Here is an 18,954-nt window from a genome sequence, read left to right as displayed (position 1 = left end):
CGCCGCTTTCTCGATCGTCAGGCCGGCAGCAGCGGCTGTACGCGCTTGACCAGCGAGGCCATCGCCTCTTCCGGCGTCTTCATGCCGAGCACGGCGGCTTCGGCTTCTTCCTTGAACAGATCGCCGGCACGGGCGGCCTCGTCGAAGGCTGGCATCGGGACGCGCGCGACCTTGAGCACCTTCAATTCCTCGGCGGCGTAAGGCACGGACCCGGCGAAGCCCTGATCGGCATAGGTCGAGGCGCGGACCGGGCCGTTGCCGTTGAGCGCGGCCTTCAGCGTCGCTTCCTTGGAGGTCATCGCCTTGATGAAGCTCCAGGCGAGGTCCTTGCGCTTGGCGTTCTTCGGGATGACCATGCCCCAGAACTCGACCTTGGCCGGGGCTGCAGCGTATTTGCCGGCGAGCGTCTTCGAGGCGGGCACCGCGATCGTCTTGATCTTGCCGGGGAATTTCGATTTCTGCGGGTCGTTGTAGATGCGGTTGCGGCCCATGCTCTGCAGGCTCATCGCGGCGCGGCCCTGCTGCATCCAGACATTGACGTCTTCGGGCGAGAGCGTCGCGAAATTGCGCGGGAAGGCATTGGCCTGGAAAAGCTCGCGCAAGGTGCGGATCGCGTTCAGCATTGGCGGCTGGTCGGCGACGCATTTGAAGTCCGGCGTGATGAAATCGCCGTCCCAGGCGCGGGCGAGATCGATCACGTTGGGATAGGTCGCGCCCGGTGTGCACAACCCGACGACCTGCGTGCCATCGGCGCGGCGATAGCTGCAGGCCTTGGCGATCTCGATCATCTCCTCGATCGTCGCGGGCGGCTTGGAGAAGCCCTTCTCGGCCAGGATCTCCTCGTTGTAGTGCAGGCCGGAGGAGGCATGGCGGAACGGGATCGCGAGCTGCTTGCCACCGACCTTCATGCCCTCGATCAGACCGGGGAAGATGTCGGCGATGTCCTCGACCGGGTCCTTCTTCAGATAGTCGTCGAGCGGCTCGAACAGGGTCGCAGCGCGCGGCACGACCTGCGTGTTGACGACGAAACCGACATCGACGGAGGTCTCGCCGAGGCTCGCCTCGCGGAACAGGCGCTCCTGCAGCGGCCCGGTGTCGAACGTCGTCCACTGGACGGTGACGCCGTTCTTCTGCGCCCAGTCCTTGGTGATGTCGCCGCCCTGCGCGCCGGTCGCGACCGTCTGCATGACGCGATGGGTGAAGACGTTGAAAGGCCCGCTCTGCGCCTGCGCCGTGTGGCCCAGCCCGGCGAAGCTCAGTCCGAGGATACCGGCGCCGAACTGCCTACGGTCGAGTGTCGCCCCTTGACTCATGATGATCCTCCCTATGGCTCGCGAGTTCCGCGATGGCGGCTTCTGCCGCTTCGAAATGCTTGTTCATGGCGGCGGAAGCCGCGGCGGCATCGCCCGCGCGGATGGCGTCCACGACAAGGACATGGCGCTTGAACGTGCGCTGCCAGTCCTCGGGACCGCGTGCCTCGCGCGAGTTGAAAATCTCCATCACCTCGCGGATGACGGGGCGCAGGCCGCGGAGCTGGAAATCGAGCAGGCGGTTGCCAGAGGAGGCTGCGACCGCTTCGTGGAAATCGAGATCGGCCTCGATCCAGAGCGGCACGTGGCCCAGCGCATCCTCCATCCGGGCGAGGATGAGATCGAGCTTCTCGATATCCTCGTCCGTACGCCGTTCGGCGCTATGCGCCGCGATCGGCGGCTCCAGGATGCGGCGCAGTTCGACGGCTTCGGTCAGGCCGTTGGGACGGCCGCGCACGGCGAAACGATAGAACCGGTCGAGCGGCGCGGCATCGAGTGCCTGCACCCGCGTCGGCTTGCCCTGCTGGATATGGACGACGCCCATGGCCGCGAGCTGGCGGATGGCCTCGCGCGCGATCGGCTTGCTGACGCCGAAGGAGGCGGCGATGCGCGCTTCCGACGGCAGGAAATCGCCCGGCTTCAAACGGCCCTCATGGATCGCCTGCGTGATGCGCTGGATCACGGCATCGCCGAGGCGCATCGGCACGACATCGCCGCCCGCGAACGGGTCGTCGGCATCCAGCACGGAACGGGCGATATCGCTCATCAATTTCCTCCGGCGGGGATCATTGACAGATGCCGCGTTCCTTGGCAACTGTTCAACCTATCAGATAAGCAAGTGTCGTTCAGCCACGCGCCTCGGGAGGGCAACGCCGCATGTCGGCCAGCCGCATCGTCAAAATCGACGTTCATCCGCTGCGGGCGACGCTGCCCAAGGTCCAGCGGACCTCGCAGGGCGACTATCCGGCGATCGAGATCGTCGTCGTGGAGGTCGAGACCGAGGACGGCACGATCGGTTTCGGCGAGGGATTGTGCCGGCGCGGCGCGGCCGGCTATGCGCGCTTCATCGAGGAGGCGCTGGTGCCCCGGCTGATCGGGCGCGATGCCGCCGACCGGCGCGCGCTGTGGAAGGCTATGCGCGCGGCGCTTTCGGGGCGGCCCGGCGGGCAGGTCGTCGAGGCGATTGCGGCCGTCGACATCGCGCTCTGGGATATCGCCGGCAAGCAGGCGGGGCAGCCGGTCCACAAGCTGCTCGGCGGCATGGGGCGCACGGAGGTCGCGGCCTATGCCTCCTCGATCAACTGGCTCGACGACGCCACGGTCGAGGCTGAGGTGGCGGCGGCGCTGAAGGCCGGCTTCCGCGAAATCAAGGTCAAGCTCGGCCATCCCCTGCGTGATGCCATCGCCCGCGCGAAGCTGATCCGCCGGCTCGCCGGCGACGAGATCGCGCTCTATGTCGATGCGAACTGGGCCTATGACGTCGATGATGCGATGATCGTCGGGCGGGCGCTGGCCGATCTCGGCTACGGCTTCTTCGAGGAGCCGATCGCGCCGCATGACCGTGAAGGCTATCGCCGCCTTGCCCAGCATCTGCCGATACGGCTTGCGGCCGGCGAGAGCGATTTCGTCGCGGGCGAGGCGCTGACCATGCTGCAGGACCGCTCGCTCGGGCTGATCCAGCCGGACGTGACACGCTCCGGCGGCATCACCGAGACCTGGCGCATCGCCGAGCTCGCTGCGACCTTCAACACGGCCTATGCGCCGCATGTCGGCTGGTCGGGCGCGATCTGCGTTGCCGCGAGCCTGCAGCTCGCCGCGGCGGCGGAGAGCTTCCGTACCTTCGAATGCATGGTCTACGAGAACCCGCTGCGCGACGCCTTCACGCAGCCGCTCGTCGGCGAGGGCTCGCAGCTCGTCGACGGCAAGCTCGCGATCCCACAGGGGCCGGGCCTTGGCATCGAGATCGACCGCGAGGCGCTGAAGCGCTTCAGGATCGCCTGATGAGCGCCCGTACGCCTTTCTCGGCGATCGCGCTCGTCACCCCGGTTCAGCTCATGATCGGCGGCATCATCTTCGTGCCGGCGCTCTATGTCTTCTGGCTGAGCCTCAACCAGTCCTCCTTCGGACAGGCGGCGACGTTCGTCGGCCTCGCCAATTACGCGAAGGTGCTGAGCGATCCGTATTTCTGGAAGGCGCTGCTCAACACCGTCATCGTCGTCGCCATCGTCGTGCATGTCGAATTGCTGATCGGGCTCGGCATGGCCCTGTTCTTCGCTTCGGGTGTACCGCTGCGCGCCCTGCTGCTCGCGATCGTGCTCGCGCCCTATGCCGTCAGCGAAGTCTCGGCGGTGGTGATGTGGCGCTACCTGTTCGAGCCGGATGTCGGGATGATGAGCCGGCTGCTGATGACGCTGGGCCTGCCGCCGATCGAATGGGCGGTGAACCCCAGCCATGGCCTCGCCATGGTCAGCCTGCTCTCGATCTGGCTGCACTTGCCGTTCTCGTTCATCATCCTCTACGCGGCGCGGCTTTCGATCCCCAGCGATCTCTATGAGGCCGCCTCGATCGACGGTGCCTCGGCCTGGACTTCGTTCCGCCGGATCACGCTGCCGCTGCTGATGCCGGCGCTGCTGATCGCCGCCCTGTTCCGCTACATCTTCGCCTTCCGGCTGTTCTCCGAGGTCTGGCTGATGACCGGCGGCGGGCCGGCGCGCTCGACCGAGGTGATGGCGGTCTATCTCTATCTCGAGGCTTTCCGCTACAACGCCTTCGGCTCTGCCGCTGCTACCGGCTGGCTGCTGGTGCTCGCCTCGCTCCTGCTCGCGCTGTTCTACCTGCGCCGGCTCTACAAGGAGATGTTCGCGCGTGCCTAAGCTGCTCCGCCATCTTCTGAAGCTCGTCGGTGTGCTGGCGGTCGTCGCCTGGTCGCTGGTGCCGATCGGGCTGATCGCGATGTCCTCCTTCAAGGCCGACCGCGACATCTTCTCGACCACCGGCACCTTCTCCTTCGCGCCGACGCTGGCGAACTACCAGGCGCTATGGAGCCGCTGGGGCGATTTCTTCTTCGGCCTGTGGAACAGCTTCCTCGTCACGGTCGGGGCGACGGTGCTGGCCGTCGGTGTCTCCCTGCTCGCCGGCTTCGCCTATTCGCGCTTCGCCTCGAAGGGCCTGCAGGCCTCGGCCTTCTTCCTGATCTTCATCCGCCTGATCCCGCCGATCGTGATCACGCTGCCGCTCTTCCCGGTGGTGAACTGGCTGGGCTTGAACGACACGCATTTCGTGCTGATCGTGCTCTACGCCACCTTCTTCGTCTCGCTGGGCACGGTGGTGATGCGCACCTTCATCGACCAGATCCCGCGCGAGCTCGACGAGGCCGCGATGATGGACGGTGCCTCGCAGTTCCAGATCATCATGCGCGTGATCCTGCCGATGGCGGCGCAGGGCATGCTCGCGGTCTCGGTCTTCGTCATCGTCTATGCCTGGAACGAGTTCCTCTTCGCCTTCATCTTCACCACGACCAAGGCGAAGACAGCGCCGCTGGTGATCTCCGAGATGATCGGCGCCGTCGAGGGCGTCGAATGGGGTGTGCTTTTCGCAGCCTCCACCGTGCAGCTCGTGCCGGTGCTCGCCTTCGTCATCCTCATGCAGAAGCATCTCGTGGCGGGGCTCACCGCCGGCGCGGTGAAGGGATAAGCTATGACCCAGCTCGACGACCTCAGGCGCGCGATCCGCGAGAGCGACCCTGCCTTAAGCCGCTTCGACCCGCTGCCGCGCATCATCTGCCTCGACGATTTCGACCGCGGCATGTGCGGCTGGACCCAGCTCGTCGGCAATTATGAGGATACGCTGGACGCGATGCTGCCGGGCTATGCCCAGCACAGCCATGCCATGCTCTCGACCCTGCCGAACTGGGATTTCGGCTCGCATGGCGGCGTCGACGGCTCCTATGCGCTGAAGATCGCGACCCGGCCGAAGAAAGGCGCGCAGAATGTCGCGATCAAGCGCCTGACCTTCCGCAAGGCCGGGCCGATCCGGCTGGAGGCCTATTTCACCTTCAAGCCGGAGGCGACGGAGCTCGCACTGTCGGAAACCGATATCCGCTCCTTCGGCTTCCTCTACGATCTCCAGATCGGCGACACCTCGGGGCCGGGCGACCGGGTGATGCCGCATCTGCGCTTCCTCAATGCGCAGGACGGCCAGCACATCCAGAAATGGCAGTTCAAGCGCAAGACGACGCCGATCAAGCCGATCGGCACCGCCGGCAAGACGATCACGCATTACCACCTCGCTCCCGATGACTGGGAGGATCTGCCGGGTGGCGAGCAGCGGCTTTGCTACAACGAGATCCCGACCAAGGTGAACTGGCATTATCTGCGCTTCGATTTCGACCTCGCCGCGATGCAGGCGACACGGTTTCAGGTCAATGACCGGGTCTTCGCCATGGATGGCTACGACTGCATCCGCATCCCCGCGATGAAGAACCTGTGGTGCATGCTGAACCTCGCCTTCTTCGCAGAGACGGATACCGACAAGCGCGCCTTCGCCTATCTCGACTCCGTCTGCCTGTCGGGGGATTTCTGATGCTGCCCGAGAACCTCACGGCGATCGTCGCCCGCAACGAAAGCTGGACGGCTGAAAGCGCGACCGAGCCTTACGAGGCCGGCTGGGCGAAGGAGGCGATCGTCTTCGTGCGCGCGCTGAAGGCGCCGACAGGCCCGTTGCCGAAGGCGCGGATCGAGATCTCGGCCGATGGCCTGCACTGGTGCGCCGAGGGCTCGGAATTCGACCTGCCGGCCGCGAGGGACGCCGTCACGTTCCAGCGGGTCAGCCATTTCGGCAATTTCCTGCGCGTCGCCGCGTCGCTGCCCGATGGCGTCGAGATCACCGTGCTGGTGACGCTTCACCTGAAGGCGTGATCCGCCCATAGGGCCATGGACACAATCCGACCGGCGTCACCATGAGCCTGGCGCGGCGCAAGCGGCTGCGCGGCCCGTCCTCGGCCGAGCGCGGCGAGATCAACCGGCCGGTGACGATCGGGGGTGCGATAGTCTCGCCCGACGATCTCCGGATCGGCGACGATGACGGACTGGTTGCGCTGACGCCGGCAATGATCCGCGCCCGCATCGCCGATGCCGAAGCCCGGCTGGTGCTGGAGGCGAAATGGGAGGCGGCCCTGACGGCCGGGCAGACCGCCGAGGCCGTCTTCGGCCTGAAAGCCCCGTAGGGCCGGGCCGTCCGACAGGACGCGCGATGACCCAGTGCTTGCTTGATTTTCACGGAAGCGGGTCGTCATCCCGGACAAGCCCCGGGATGACGACGTGGTTCCGTATAAAATCAGCAGCCTCTAGGCGACGGCCGCGACCGCTGTTTCGTTGGCCTTGTCCTGCCCTTCGAAGCTCGCCATCGCCGCGGCGACGCCGCCGCTGCGATGCGGCACGCCGGCCGCCGACAGGCCGAGCTCGACGCCCGACAGCGCGCCGAGCAGGCTGAGTTCGTTGCATTCGCCGAGATGGCCGATGCGGAAGACCTTGCCGGCGACCTTGCCGAGGCCGGAGCCGAGCGAGATGTTGTATTTCTCCAGCGCGATCTTGCGGAAGCGGTCGGCGTCATGGCTCGGCGGCATCAGCACGGCGGTCAGGACCGGCGAATATTCGTCCGGGTTCTGGCAGAGCACTTCGAGCCCCCACGCCTTGACGGCGGCGCGGCAGGCCGCGGCCAGGCGCTGGTGGCGCGTGAAGACGTTGTCGAGCCCTTCCTCCTGCAGCATCGCGAGCGCTTCCTTCAGGCCGTAGAGCAGGTTCGTCGCGGGCGTGTAGGGGAAGAATCCGCTGGCGTTGATCTTCACCATCTCCTGCCAGTCCCAGTAGGAACGCGGCAGCTTGTTGGTCTTCGACGCCGCGAGGGCCTTTTCGGAGATCGCGTTAAAGCTCAGCCCGGGCGGCAGCATCAAACCCTTCTGCGAGCCGGAGACGGTGACGTCGACCTGCCATTCGTCATGGCGGTAGTCGACCGAGGCAAGCGACGAGATCGTATCGACCATGAATAGGGCCGGGTGGCCGGCGGCGTCGATGGCCTTGCGGATTTCGGCGACACGGCTGGTCGCGCCGGTCGAGGTCTCGTTATGGACGACCATCACCGCCTTGATCGCGTGGGCCTTGTCCTCGGCGAGCCTGGCCTCGATCGCGACCGGATCGGCGCCATGACGCCAGTCGCCCGGGATGAACTCGACCGTGATGCCGAAGCGCGTGGCGATCTGCTTCCAGAGCGTCGCGAAATGCCCGGTCTCGGCCATCAGCACGGTATCGCCGGGGGAGAGGGTGTTGGTGATCGCCGCCTCCCAGGCACCTGTGCCGGAGGAGGGGTAGATCACGACCGGCTGGCTGGTCTTGAAGACGGCCTTCGAGCCTTCGAGGACCTCCTTGCCGAGCGCGCCGAACTCGGCGCTGCGATGGTCGATGATCGGCATCGCGATCGCACGCAGGATGCGGTCAGGGATCGGGCTCGGGCCGGGAATATGTAGGAAATGACGACCCTGCATGACGTTGTTATCCTCCCTTCGGCGCGCGGTGCGCCGTCACCTCACGTAATTTTGCATTCATTCTTTAGAAGATCAAGCTTGTCATGTAATTCATATGGGCAGATAGCGGGGCTCGACAGCGGGTCTGCGTCAGCTTAGCTGGAGATCATGAGCGAGACATCCATGAATGCAGATGAGGGCCGGAGTCGGGAGGCGGTGGAGGCTGCCAGGTCGTCGGGGACCCTTCATGGCGAATTGCTGGCGGCGCTGCGCGATTTCATCGTCGAGGGGCATCTTGAGGATGGTGTGCGTATCCCGGAGCGCGCGCTGTGCGAGCGCTTCAGCATCTCGCGGACGCCATTGCGCGAGGCGCTGAAGGTTCTCGCGGCGGAGGGCTTGATCGAGCTTCTTCCCAACCGCGGCGCGCGCGTGCGCGAGCTGAGTGCCGCCGACCTGCGCGAGCTTTTCGATGTCATGGGCGGACTGGAATCGCTGGCCGGGCGCTTGGCCTGTGAGCGCATAACCGACGCTGAGATCGCCGAGATCGAGCGGGTTCATCATGAAATGTACCATTTCTACCTGCGCCGGGATGTGCACGGCTATTTCCGCTGCAACCAGGCCATCCACCAGATGATCGTGGCGGCCGCGGGCAACACGCTGCTGGCGTCGACCTATGCGGGGCTGGCCGGCCGCATCCGGCGCGTCCGGTACGCCGCCAACCTGGCGAAGGACCGCGACAGGCTGAGCGAGGCGATGCGCGAGCATGAGGCGATCCTGGACGCACTGCGCCGGCGCGCGGGCAGCGAGTTGAGCGACATCCTGTTCCTGCATCTCAGGAACAAGCTGAAGGCGGCCCAGCCGGCGGCCTGAGCGCGCAGGCGGCCTCGGAATTGATGATGCCTGCGATCGCGAGGCTGAGGACGGGCAAGGAATGTTTCGTTCTCAATTCGACGGGTTTCATCTTTTAGATTGAATGCAAAATTTTTTGGTCTAGGGTCGCTCCCATGGCGCCGTCAGAGCGCGATGAAGGGAGAGAAAGACCATGAAGCAGCATTGGCTTGCCGCTACCCTGTCGCTCGGCGCCATCGCGCCCGCCTCCGCCTGGGAGCCGACGAAACCGGTCGAGATCGTCGTGCCGTTCTCGGCAGGCGGCGCCTCCGACCAGATGGCGCGGACGATCCAGGGCATCATCCAGAAGCATCAGCTCACCAAGCAGCCGATCATCGTCGTCAACAAGCCGGCCGCCGGCGGCGCCGAAGGCATGCTCGACATCCAGAAGTCGGCCGGCGACCCGCACAAGCTGATCACCACTTCGAGCGGCATCTTCATGACGCCGATGGCGACCAAGCTGGCGCTGAACTGGACCGACTACACTCCGGTCGCGATGCTGGCGCAGGATTCCTTCCTGCTCTGGGTCAATGCCAAATCGCCCTACAAGAACGCCGGCGACCTGATGGCGGCTGCCAAAGCGGCGAGCCCACCGATGAAGATCGGCGGTACCTCCTCCAAGCGTGAGGACAACCTTCTCGTCTTCGCCATGGAGAAGCAGGGCGGCACCAAGTTCGCCTATATCCCCTACACCTCCGGCGGCCAGGCCTCGACGCAGTTGTCGGGCGGGCATGTCGAGGCCACCACCAATAATCCGGCCGAGGACCTCGCCAACTGGCGCGGCGGTGCCACCCGCCCGCTCTGCGTCTTCGCCGAGCAGAAGATGGTCTATAGCGAGAAGGTCGCGGACGGGCAGTCCTGGGCCGACATCCCGACCTGCGCCTCGCAGGGGCTGAATGTCAGCTACCAGATGCTGCGCGGCATGTTCATGCCCGGCAAGGTCACTGGGGAACAGCAGGCCTTCTATGTCGACATGTTCAAGAAGGTCTCCGAGACGCCGGAATGGAAAGAGTACCTCGCCCGCAACGCGCTGGCGGCGGATTACCGCGATGGCGATGCCTTCGTCTCCTTCCTGAAGGCGGACGAAGCGAAGCACGAGAAGCTGATGACCGAAGCCGGCTTCATGGCGAAGTGAACGGGTGACCGTTGCCGGGGTGCCTCGTCATCCCGGGTGAGCAAAGGGAAGACCCGGGATCCATTCCGAAACGCTTCAGGAATGGATTCCGGATCGGCGCCGCAGAGCCTGCCCTTGGGCCGACCGAAGGTCGGACCCGAGGGCGGCTTGTCCGGGATGACGCGCGAGGAACGGTGAATGACGCAGCCAGTTGAAGCTGAACCCCAGGAACCCGGCATCTCGCGCCGGCCGGTCGAAATCGCCACGGCGCTGCTGCTGATCGGCCTCGCCGGCATCGTGCTCTACGACTCGCATGGCCGTGGCGCCGGCTGGGATGGCGGCCCGCAGAACGGCTTCTTCCCGGCCCGCGTCGGCTGGATCTTCCTCGCCGCCTCGCTCTTCATCCTCTGGCAGTCCTTCCGCCAGCCGGATGCGGTCTTCGTCACCTATGGGCAGCTGCGCCAGGTCGTCAGGGTGCTGGGACCGCTCGTTCTGTTCGTGGCGCTGATCCAGCCGCTTGGAATCTATGCCGCCTCGGCGGCCTTCATCGTCACCTTCATGGCGGTGGTCGGGACGTCGCGCTGGTGGTCGATCGGGCTGACGGCGCTGCTCGTACCGATCGCCTGCTTCTGGATCTTCGAACTGCAGTTCCGCGTGCCCCTGCCAAAGGGCCCGTTGGAAGCCATGCTCGGCTATTGAAGGGTCACCGATGGACGATCTCTCCTCGCTCATCGCCGGCTTCCAGGTCGCGCTCTCCTGGCACAATATCGGTTTCATGGCGGTCGGCGTCATCCTCGGCATCATCGTCGGGGTGTTGCCCGGCCTCGGTGGACCGAACGGCGTGGCGATTCTCTTGCCGCTGACCTTCGGCATGGACCCGACCTCGGCAATCATCCTCTTGTCGTCGATCTACTGGGGCGCTCTGTTCGGTGGGGCGATCACCTCGATCCTGTTCAACATCCCGGGCGAGGCCTGGTCGGTCGCGACCACCTTCGACGGCTACCCGATGGCGGTGCAGGGCAAGGCTGCGGAAGCGCTGACGGCAGCCTTCACCGCCTCGTTCATCGGGGCGCTTTCCGGCGTGGTGCTGATCACCTTCGTCGCGCCGCTGGTCGCCCAGTTCGCGCTCAGATTCGGCCCGGCCGAGTTTTTCGCTGTCTTCCTTCTGACCTTCTGCTCGTTCATCGGCATGGGCCGGGAGAACCGCGCCAAGATCATCGCCTCGCTCTGCATCGGCTTCCTGCTGGCGGCGGTCGGCCTCGATTCGATCTCGGGCGACCTGCGCATGACCTTCGGCTCGACCGAGCTGATGCGTGGCTTCGACTTCCTGATCGTCGTGATCGGCCTGTTCGGCGTCAGCGAGATCCTGCTGACGGTCGAGGACGGGCTGGTGTTCAAGGGCAAGCAGGCCAAGATCGACCTGATGGTGGTGCTGCGGACCTGGGCCGGCCTGCCACGCTATTGGGCGACGCTGCTGCGCTCCGCGGTCGTCGGCATGTGGATGGGCGTGACGCCGGGCGGCGCCATCGCCGCCTCCTTCATGGGCTATGGCCTGGCCAAGCGCTTCTCGAAGCGCGGCAAGAATTTCGGCAAGGGCGAGATCGAGGGCGTGCTGGCTCCCGAGACCGCCGCGCATGCCGCCGGTACCAGCGCGCTGCTGCCGATGCTGGCGCTCGGCATTCCCGGCTCGGCGACGGCTGCCGTCCTGCTCGGGGGCCTTCTGGTCTGGGGACTGCAGCCCGGGCCGATGCTGTTCGTCGAGCAGAAGGAATTCGTCTGGGGCCTGATCGCCTCGATGTATCTCGGCAATATCGCCGGACTCGTCATCGTGCTCGCCACGGTGCCGCTCTTCGCCGCGATCATGCGGATTCCGTTCTCCTTCGTCGCGCCGGTGATCCTGATCGTCTGTGCGATCGGCGCCTACACGATCTCGAACTCGATCTTCGACATCTGGCTGATGCTGATCTTCGGCGTCGTCGGCTATCTCTTCAAGAAGCTCGACTATCCGCTCGCCCCGATGATCCTGGCACTGGTGCTGGGTGATCGCGCCGAGGACGCCTTCCGCCAGGCGCTGCTCGGCTCGGGTGGCTCGCTCGGCATCTTCTGGGCGAACGGGCTGGTCACGACGCTCGTCATCCTCGCCTTGCTGCTGCTCTGCTGGGGGCCGGCCAGCGATGCCATCGCCGCACTGCGCGGCCGCGGCCGGACCGATCCCGAGACCGCCGAGGCCACACGATGACGCAGGCCGCGCTGCCGCGCCCGCATAGCCGCAATCTCGGCTTCGAACGCAAACTGTCGCATGCGCTGGAAGGGGAGGTCCGCTTCGACGCCTTCACCCGTGGGCGCTACGCCACCGATGCCTCGATCTACCAGATCGTGCCGCAGGGCGTGGCCTTTCCGAAGAGCGAGGCCGATATCGCGGCGGCGCTGACGATCGCGGCCGAGCACGGCGTGCCGGTGATCGCGCGCGGCGGCGGCACCTCGCAAAACGGCCAGCCGATCGGCGATGCGCTGATCCTCGACATGAGCCGGCACTTCAACGCGATCCGCGACTACGATCCACAGCAGCGCACGATCTCGGTCGCGCCCGGCCTCGTGCTCGAGGCGCTGAATACGCGGCTGCGCAAGGACGGTCTGTTCTTCCCGGTCGAGCCTTCGACGGCGAGCCGCTGCACGATCGGCGGCATGGCCGGCAACAACTCGTCGGGCGCGCGCTCGCTGCGCTACGGCAAGATGGTCGACAACGTGATCGCGCTCAAGGCGCAGTTCCATGACGGCGAGCCCTTCGCACTGGGCCAGGGCGCCGTGCGCGACAATGCCTCGCCGCGGGCGCGCGACCTGATGACGGGGATGCTGGCGCTGGCCGGACAGCACCGCGAGGCGATCGAGGCGATCTTCCCGAAGGTGCAGCGCCGTGTCGGCGGCTATAATCTCGACGAATTGATCGTACCGCGGCCGAACCTGTCGCATCTGCTCGTGGGCTCGGAAGGCACGCTCGCGATCACCACGGAAGCGACGCTCAAGCTCTCGCCGCTGCCGCAGCATCGCGTGATGGGCGTCTGCCATTTCCCGAATTTCCGCGCGGCGATGGAGACGACACAGCATATCGTCGCGCTCGGTCCGGTCGCGGTCGAGCTCGTCGACAACAATGTGCTGGTGCTCGGCGCCGACATCCCGCTCTTCGTGCGCACGCTTGCCGACATCACCAGGGGCCGGCCGAACTGCCTGCTGCTGGTCGAGTTCGCCGGCGACGATCTCGCCGATCTCAAGCGGGACCTGAAGCGGCTCGACCAGTGCATGGCCGATTTCGGCTTCCCCGATGCGGTGGTGGAGGTGGTCGAGCCTGCCCGGCAGAAGCCGGTCTGGGACGTGCGCGAGGCCTGCCTCAACATCATGATGTCGATGAAGGGCGACGGGAAGCCGGTCTCCTTCATCGAGGATTGCGCGGTGCCCCTCGAGCATCTCGCCGATTATACCGATGCGGTGACGGCCCTGTTCGAGAAGCACGGCACGCGCGGCACCTGGTATGCCCATGCCTCGGTCGGCTGCCTGCATGTGCGCCCGATCCTGAACATGAAGACGGAAACGGGCGTGAAGGCGATGCGCGGCATCGCCGAGGAGGCCTGCGAGCTCGTCCGCCGCTTCAAGGGCTCGTTCTCGGGCGAGCATGGCGATGGCATCTCGCGCTCGGATTTCGTCGAGCCGATGTTCGGGGCGCCGCTGACCCGCGCCTTCGAGGCGGTGAAGGACGGCTTCGATCCCGACAACAAGCTGAACCCCGGCAAGATCGTCCGCCCCTACCATATGGACGACCGCAGCCTGATGCGCTTCGCGCCGGGATATGCCACGCCGGTTTCCGCACAAGCGGCGCTCGACTGGTCCGACTGGGGCGGGCTCGGCGGCGCGGTCGAGATGTGCAACAATAACGGCACCTGCCGGAAGATGACCGGTGGCACGATGTGCCCGTCCTGGCGCGCGACGCAGGACGAGCAGCATGTCACCCGCGGCCGGGCCAACACGCTCCGGCTCGCGATTTCCGGCCAGCTCGGCCCCGATGCCTTCACCTCGCCGGAGATGAAGGAGACGCTCGATCTCTGCGTGTCCTGCAAGGGCTGCAAGCGTGATTGCCCGACCGGTGTGGACATGGCCCGGATGAAGGTCGAGTTCCTGCATCACTACCACGCGAAGCACGGCCTGCCGCTGAAGGAGCGCCTGATCGGCTTCCTGCCGCGCTATGCCCCTGTCGCTGCCGCGCTCGCGCCCTTGATGAACCTGCGTGATCGCATCCCGCTCCTGGCGAAGCTGAGCGAACGCTGGCTCGGCTTCTCGGCGCGGCGCTCGCTCCCGGTCTGGCGCAAGCCCTGGCGCGAGGCGGCTGCCGCATCGGATGCCTCGGCGGTCAAAGGCGATGGCCGCGACATCGTGCTCTTCGGCGACACCTTCAACCGCTATTTCGAGCGCGAGAACCTGGAGGCGGCCGAGCGCGTGCTCAAGGCCGGCGGCTATCGGCTGCATCGCGTCGAAGCCGCCGGCGGAGGCCGGCCGCTCTGCTGCGGGCGCACCTTCCTGTCGGCCGGCCTGGTCGAGGAGGCACGGGCCGAGGCGCGCCGGACGCTCGATGCGCTTGCACCCTTCGTGGCGAAGGGCGCGCGCATCGTCGGCCTCGAACCCTCCTGCCTGATGAGCTTCCGCGACGAATTCGCGGCGCTGCTGCCCAAGGCCGAGGTCGAGCCCCTGGCGAAAGCCGCGCTGCTGATCGAGGAATTGCTGGCGGCCGACATGGCGGCGGGCAGGACGAAACTCCCGCTCAGCGATCAGGGCGGGCGCGTCGCGCATCTGCACGGGCACTGCCACCAGAAGGCCTTCGACGCCATGGGAGCGGTCGAGAAGACCTTGCGGGCGGTGCCGGGGCTCGATGTGCGGCCGATCGAATCGAGCTGCTGCGGCATGTCCGGCGCCTTCGGCTATGGTGCGGCGACGATCGATGTCTCGCTGGCGATGGGCGAGCTCTCGCTCTTACCGGCTGTGCGCAAGGCCGGCGCCGACGATCTCGTGGTCGCCGACGGCACGAGCTGCCGCCACCAGATCCATGACGGCGCGCAGCGCGAGGCCTTGCATGTCGTGCGGGTGCTGGCCTCGGCGCTTCAGTCATAGAGCACGATGTGGCCCGCCGATCAGCCTGAGCCGGCGGGCATCGACCGTGCTGAACTGTTTCAGGCGGCGTTCTGCTTGTGCCAGTCTTCGAGATAGGCCAGCACGGTCTTGAGATCAGAGATGTCGACATAGCGGCGGCCGAGATCGCGGAGGTTGTCGCGATGGGGCTGTTCCTCGATATCGCCGACGCAATCCTCGGGAACGATGGTCCGGTAGCGATAGCTGAAGCTGTCGATCGAGGTGGCGCGGATGCAGCCCGAGGTGTTGCAGCCGGTCACGATCACCGTGTCGACGCGCTCCTTGTTGAAGTAGTCGCTCACGCCGGTGTTGAAGAAGATCGAGGGTGCCTTCTTGCAGACCGTGAGATCGTAGGCGGGATCGTGGATACGCGGGTCGAAGGCGGCGCTCGGATGGTCGTGCCGGAAGGTCTCGCGCACGGCGGTGATCTTCCAGTAGGGCATCTCGCGCTCGTTCATATAGGCCGTGTTGCAGTTCGCGACCGGCACGTTGTAGCGGCGCGCCACCTCCAGCAGCCTGGCGGTGTTCTCCACGGCGCGCATGACGAGCGGGGCGCCGCCGAGCGGATATTGGGCGTCGGTGAAGCCTGTCTGAAAGTCGACGACAACGATGCCCGGCTTCTTGCCAAAGCCGACCGGAATCTCGCCGTAGCTCCGGTTCTGATAGTCGTCACTCGTCATGGCTTCTTTCCTCCCTGCGCGCATTCGTGTCGCGATCCGGGCACGGTATCCCCTTGAAAAAATCAGGCAAGATTGTTTTTTATGATGTCGACGCGCCGGCCGGGCGAGGCAGCACAGAGGGGAGCGGACAGGTGGGCGCAGAGATGAAGCAGGCTTCGCGTTCCGAGCGCCAGCAGCAGGCGCGCAGCGTCGCGACTTATGAGCGACTGATCGGGGCGACGCTCGATGTGATCCACGATGTCGGCTACCACGCGGCGACAACGCAGGAGATCGCCGAACGGGCGCAAGTGTCCCGCGGGGCGCTGCTCTACCATTTCCCGGCGCGGGCCGACATCATCCTGGCGGCGATGGAACGACTGCTCGACGACGGCACCGCGGAGATCCGCGCCGTCGCCCGGCGTGTCCAGAACGGCGAATTGTCGCTCGAAGGTTTCGTCGGCTTTCTCTGGGAGCTGTTTTCCGGCCGCTTCTTCTATCTCTCGCTGGAGATGATCACCGAGGCGCGCAACGATGCCGATCTGCGCGAACGGATGGTTCCCGTCGTCAAGCGCTTCCATGAGGCGCTCGATTCGACCTGGGTGGAGTTCTGCAACCCGGAGAAGCGCACGGCCCGGGAGGCTCGCATCATCCTCAACCTGACGGTCTGCCTGGTGCGCGGCATGGGCGTGCAGACCGTGCTGCGCCAGGACCCTGGCTATTTCGCCGATATGATCGCGGCCTGGAAAGCGCTGCTTCCGCAGATCGTCGAGGGCGAAGCGGGGGATGCGATGTTCGGCGGCCCGGCGTTTCGGAAGCGCTGAAATCGGCCTGCGCGGCGAACGGAAGCGCGGGCTTAGGGCATCTCCGCCAGCAGCCCGTGCCCGCCGGAGGAGCGCAGGAAATGCAGCAGATCCGACAGCCCCTCGCCCAGCAAGGTCACATGCGAGCGCATCATCTGCGCAGCCTGGACGCCGTCGCCCCGCAGGATCGCATCCATCACGCGCTCGTGCTCGGGGATCGAGGAATACATCCGTCCAGGCTGATAGGTGATGGTGCGGCGATAGGGTGAGATCTTCAGCGTCAGCCGCCGCAACTCGTCCTGCAGGATGCGGTTATGGCTGGCGGCGGCGATCAGCTCATGGAAAACGAGATTGGCCGCATAGAAGGCCTCCGCATCCTCGGCCGCCGCGGCTTCGGCACAGGAGCGGTGCGCCGCCTGGAGAAGCGCCCGCTGCTCCGGCTGGATGCGGCGCGCGGCCTGGGAGGAGGCGAAGGCCTCCAGCTCGGCGACGACCCCGAACGCGTCCAGGAGGTCGGCGAGCGACATCTGCGCGACCTGCAGCCCCTGACGGCCCCGCGACACCACGAGACCGCTGGCGGCGAGGCGCTGCAACGCCTCGCGCACGGGCGTGCGCGACATGCCGAACTGCTCGGCGAGCTGGCGCTCGTCCAGTTTGTCGCCCGGCCTCCGGATGCCCTTGAGGATTTCCTCCTCGAGGCGGTTGACCACTCCGGCCGACAGCGATTCAGGCTCGTCTGGCGTCATCGATCCGTTCATTCGCGCCATCAGGTCAGCGCCTCACCGGCTGTCTGCCGAGTAAAATCTGTTCGCGACCATCTCCGCGAGCGCCACAAGCCCATAGAGGAGCAGGCCGCAGATGCAAAGCACCACGATGGCCGCCATCGACACCTCGGTATCGGCGCGTGCCGTCGCGAAGATGATGAGATAGCCGAGGCCCGCCTGTGCCGTGATGAACTCGCCGATGATCACGCCGATGATCGCCAGCGTGATCGCGATCTTCATGCCGCTGAAGATATGCGGCAGCGCGGTCGGAAAGCGCACGCTGGTGAAGATCTGCCATTCCGTGGCCGTCAGCGAGCGGCACAGCCTCAGGATGCCGCGGTCGACGCTCAGGAAGCCGGCGGTGGTCGCGATGACCATCGGGAAGAAGGCGATGAATATCGAGAACGCGATGCGCGACTGCGAGCCGACCCCGAGCCAGATGATGAAGAGCGGGGCAAGCGCGATCTTCGGGATGAGCTGGAAGAAGATCAGGTTCGGATAAAGCGCCTCGCGCGCCATGTCCGAATAGGTGATGAGGACGGCGATCGCGACGCCGAGCAGGACCGCGAGCAGAAAGCCGACGGCGGATTCCAAAGTGGTCGGCACCGCATGCATCAGCAGGATGTCGTAGCGGTCGACGATATAGCGCGCGATCGAGATCGGCGAGGGCAGGATGACCGAGGGGACCTGGAAGATCGTGACGTAGAGCTGCCAGGCCGCCAGCACGAAAAAGGCCAGGCCGAGCGGCAGGACGACGCTGCTCAGGCCGGCGGAACCCCGGAAGCGGCCGGTATCGGACGCCGGAAGGACGGCGCCGGTCTCGGTGCCGATGGTGAGCTTTGCCATGCTGGACCTCACTCGATGACGCTGACGGCGGCCGGGCTCGAAGCGGGCCTGGGCGCATCCTGCTCATGCCCATCCTGCCCATGCCCATGCGCGGCTTCGATGGTCAGGCGCAGCTCCCGGCAGACCTGGGCGAATTCCTGCGTTTCCTCGATCTCGAAGCGGCGCGGCCGGGGGAACGGCATCTTCTTGTCCAGAATGATCGTCGAGGGCCGCCCGCCCATCACCACCACCCGATCGGACAGGAAGGCGGCTTCGCGGATCGAATGCGTCACGAAGATCACGGTCTTGCGGTAGGTCTCGAGGATCTCCGACAGGGCGACATTCATCTGGTCGCGGGTGATGGCGTCGAGCGCGCTGAAAGGCTCGTCCATCAGCAGGATTTCCGGATCGTGGATCAGCGCCCGGCAGATCGCGACGCGCTGGCGCATGCCGCCCGAGAGCTCGCCCGGCTTCTTGTGCTCGAAGCCGGCGAGGCCGACCATCTTGAGCAGGCCATGGGCCCTGTCGCGATAGGTCTCCATCGGCAGCTTCAGGATGCGGATCGGGAAGAGCACGTTCTCGAGCGTGCTCTTCCACGGCAGCAGCGTCGCATCCTGAAAGATGATGCCGATGTCGCGGCGTGGCGATGCGACGGGCTCGCCCGCCAACGTGATCGAGCCCGATGTCGGCCGTTCCAGCCCGGCGATCATCATCAGCAGCGTCGACTTTCCGCAACCCGACGGGCCGAGCAGCGACACGAATTCGCCCCTGGCGACGTCGAGCGACGCGGAGGCGACCGCATGGATCGGCGACTGCCGCGTGAAATAGGTCTTCTGGACATCCGTGGCCGAGACGAGAGGTGCCTCGGCCGCGGGACGCTCCACCTTGGGTGCCAAACTCAGCAT

19 protein-coding genes are annotated in these 18,954 nt (G+C 66.0%); 12 read left to right on the top strand and 7 right to left on the bottom strand.

Annotated elements, in window-relative coordinates; translation table 11 throughout:
- Positions 1-17: 17 nt before the first annotated feature.
- On the bottom strand, positions 18-1,313 hold the full coding sequence (locus tag BLQ70_RS20315; protein ID WP_091860523.1) for an ABC transporter substrate-binding protein: 1,296 nt from the start codon (positions 1,311-1,313) through the stop codon (positions 18-20).
- Positions 1,285-2,076 carry a FadR/GntR family transcriptional regulator gene (locus tag BLQ70_RS20310; protein WP_061966190.1) on the bottom strand — a complete coding sequence of 264 codons (792 nt, stop codon included), beginning with the start codon at positions 2,074-2,076 and terminating at the stop codon, positions 1,285-1,287. Before BLQ70_RS20310 ends, BLQ70_RS20315 begins: the two co-directional genes overlap by 29 nt.
- A 110-nt stretch (positions 2,077-2,186) precedes the next feature.
- Between BLQ70_RS20310 and BLQ70_RS20305 the strand changes: the two genes are divergently transcribed.
- The 6 genes from BLQ70_RS20305 to BLQ70_RS20280 are packed head-to-tail and all read left to right on the top strand — an operon-like array spanning position 2,187 to position 6,534.
- Entirely contained in the window at positions 2,187-3,311 is a 1,125-nt protein-coding gene (locus BLQ70_RS20305; RefSeq protein ID WP_091860520.1) for a mandelate racemase/muconate lactonizing enzyme family protein, read from the top strand.
- On the top strand, positions 3,311-4,183 hold the full coding sequence (locus BLQ70_RS20300; RefSeq protein ID WP_091860517.1) for a carbohydrate ABC transporter permease: 873 nt from the start codon (positions 3,311-3,313) through the stop codon (positions 4,181-4,183). The genes BLQ70_RS20305 and BLQ70_RS20300 overlap by 1 nt, the downstream gene beginning before the upstream one ends.
- Positions 4,176-5,003 (top strand): carbohydrate ABC transporter permease, encoded by an 828-nt coding sequence (locus BLQ70_RS20295; RefSeq protein ID WP_061966184.1) that lies wholly within the window; start codon positions 4,176-4,178, stop codon positions 5,001-5,003. Before BLQ70_RS20300 ends, BLQ70_RS20295 begins: the two co-directional genes overlap by 8 nt.
- A 3-nt stretch (positions 5,004-5,006) precedes the next feature.
- Entirely contained in the window at positions 5,007-5,891 is an 885-nt protein-coding gene (locus tag BLQ70_RS20290; RefSeq protein WP_061966183.1) for a DUF6772 family protein, read from the top strand.
- Entirely contained in the window at positions 5,891-6,226 is a 336-nt protein-coding gene (locus BLQ70_RS20285) for a hypothetical protein (RefSeq protein WP_091860514.1), read from the top strand. Before BLQ70_RS20290 ends, BLQ70_RS20285 begins: the two co-directional genes overlap by 1 nt.
- Before the next feature lie 41 nt (positions 6,227-6,267).
- Positions 6,268-6,534: an RraA family protein gene (locus tag BLQ70_RS20280; RefSeq protein WP_091860511.1), complete on the top strand. Its 267-nt coding sequence runs from the start codon at positions 6,268-6,270 to the stop codon at positions 6,532-6,534.
- Between the two features lie 120 nt (positions 6,535-6,654).
- On the opposite strand, the gene BLQ70_RS20275 is transcribed toward BLQ70_RS20280, so the two are convergent.
- Positions 6,655-7,848: a pyridoxal-phosphate-dependent aminotransferase family protein gene (locus BLQ70_RS20275; protein WP_091860508.1), complete on the bottom strand. Its 1,194-nt coding sequence runs from the start codon at positions 7,846-7,848 to the stop codon at positions 6,655-6,657.
- Positions 7,849-8,010: 162 nt separating this feature from the next.
- Between BLQ70_RS20275 and BLQ70_RS20270 the strand changes: the two genes are divergently transcribed.
- The 5 genes from BLQ70_RS20270 (at position 8,011) to BLQ70_RS20250 (ending at position 14,983) form a co-directional block, all read left to right on the top strand.
- The gene (locus tag BLQ70_RS20270; protein WP_061966176.1) at positions 8,011-8,697 is read left to right on the top strand and encodes a GntR family transcriptional regulator; all 687 of its coding nucleotides are present in this window, start codon (positions 8,011-8,013) and stop codon (positions 8,695-8,697) included.
- A 172-nt stretch (positions 8,698-8,869) separates the two neighbouring features.
- Positions 8,870-9,850, top strand: a complete 981-nt coding sequence (locus tag BLQ70_RS20265) for a Bug family tripartite tricarboxylate transporter substrate binding protein (RefSeq protein ID WP_091860505.1) — start codon at positions 8,870-8,872, stop codon at positions 9,848-9,850.
- 177 nt (positions 9,851-10,027) lie between these two features.
- Complete coding sequence (locus tag BLQ70_RS20260) at positions 10,028-10,528, top strand: tripartite tricarboxylate transporter TctB family protein (RefSeq protein WP_091860502.1); 501 nt, start codon at positions 10,028-10,030, stop codon at positions 10,526-10,528.
- A gap of 10 nt (positions 10,529-10,538) precedes the next feature.
- On the top strand, positions 10,539-12,068 hold the full coding sequence (locus BLQ70_RS20255; RefSeq protein WP_091860498.1) for a tripartite tricarboxylate transporter permease: 1,530 nt from the start codon (positions 10,539-10,541) through the stop codon (positions 12,066-12,068).
- Positions 12,065-14,983 carry an FAD-binding and (Fe-S)-binding domain-containing protein gene (locus BLQ70_RS20250; RefSeq protein WP_091860495.1) on the top strand — a complete coding sequence of 973 codons (2,919 nt, stop codon included), beginning with the start codon at positions 12,065-12,067 and terminating at the stop codon, positions 14,981-14,983. The genes BLQ70_RS20255 and BLQ70_RS20250 overlap by 4 nt, the downstream gene beginning before the upstream one ends.
- 59 nt (positions 14,984-15,042) lie before the next feature.
- Here BLQ70_RS20250 and BLQ70_RS20245 read toward each other — a convergent pair whose 3' ends face one another.
- Positions 15,043-15,681 (bottom strand): isochorismatase family protein, encoded by a 639-nt coding sequence (locus BLQ70_RS20245; protein ID WP_061966166.1) that lies wholly within the window; start codon positions 15,679-15,681, stop codon positions 15,043-15,045.
- Positions 15,682-15,824: 143 nt separating this feature from the next.
- On the opposite strand from BLQ70_RS20245, the gene BLQ70_RS20240 reads away from it, so the two are divergent.
- On the top strand, positions 15,825-16,481 hold the full coding sequence (locus tag BLQ70_RS20240) for a TetR/AcrR family transcriptional regulator (protein ID WP_091860492.1): 657 nt from the start codon (positions 15,825-15,827) through the stop codon (positions 16,479-16,481).
- A gap of 32 nt (positions 16,482-16,513) precedes the next feature.
- Here BLQ70_RS20240 and BLQ70_RS20235 read toward each other — a convergent pair whose 3' ends face one another.
- The 3 genes from BLQ70_RS20235 to BLQ70_RS20225 are packed head-to-tail and all read right to left on the bottom strand — an operon-like array spanning position 16,514 to position 18,954.
- Positions 16,514-17,206, bottom strand: coding sequence for a GntR family transcriptional regulator (locus BLQ70_RS20235; RefSeq protein WP_170843486.1), 693 nt, complete (start codon positions 17,204-17,206; stop codon positions 16,514-16,516).
- A 33-nt stretch (positions 17,207-17,239) separates the two neighbouring features.
- Complete coding sequence (locus tag BLQ70_RS20230) at positions 17,240-18,070, bottom strand: ABC transporter permease (RefSeq protein WP_091860487.1); 831 nt, start codon at positions 18,068-18,070, stop codon at positions 17,240-17,242.
- 8 nt (positions 18,071-18,078) lie between these two features.
- On the bottom strand, positions 18,079-18,954 hold the full coding sequence (locus tag BLQ70_RS20225; protein WP_170843485.1) for an ABC transporter ATP-binding protein: 876 nt from the start codon (positions 18,952-18,954) through the stop codon (positions 18,079-18,081).

It is taken from the genome of Allobosea robiniae, assembly GCF_900102525.1.
Taxonomy (GTDB): Bacteria; Pseudomonadota; Alphaproteobacteria; order Rhizobiales; family Beijerinckiaceae; genus Allobosea; species Allobosea robiniae.
The sequence above is the reverse complement of the archived record's forward strand: the minus strand, read 5'-3'. Positions and strand labels throughout refer to the sequence as shown.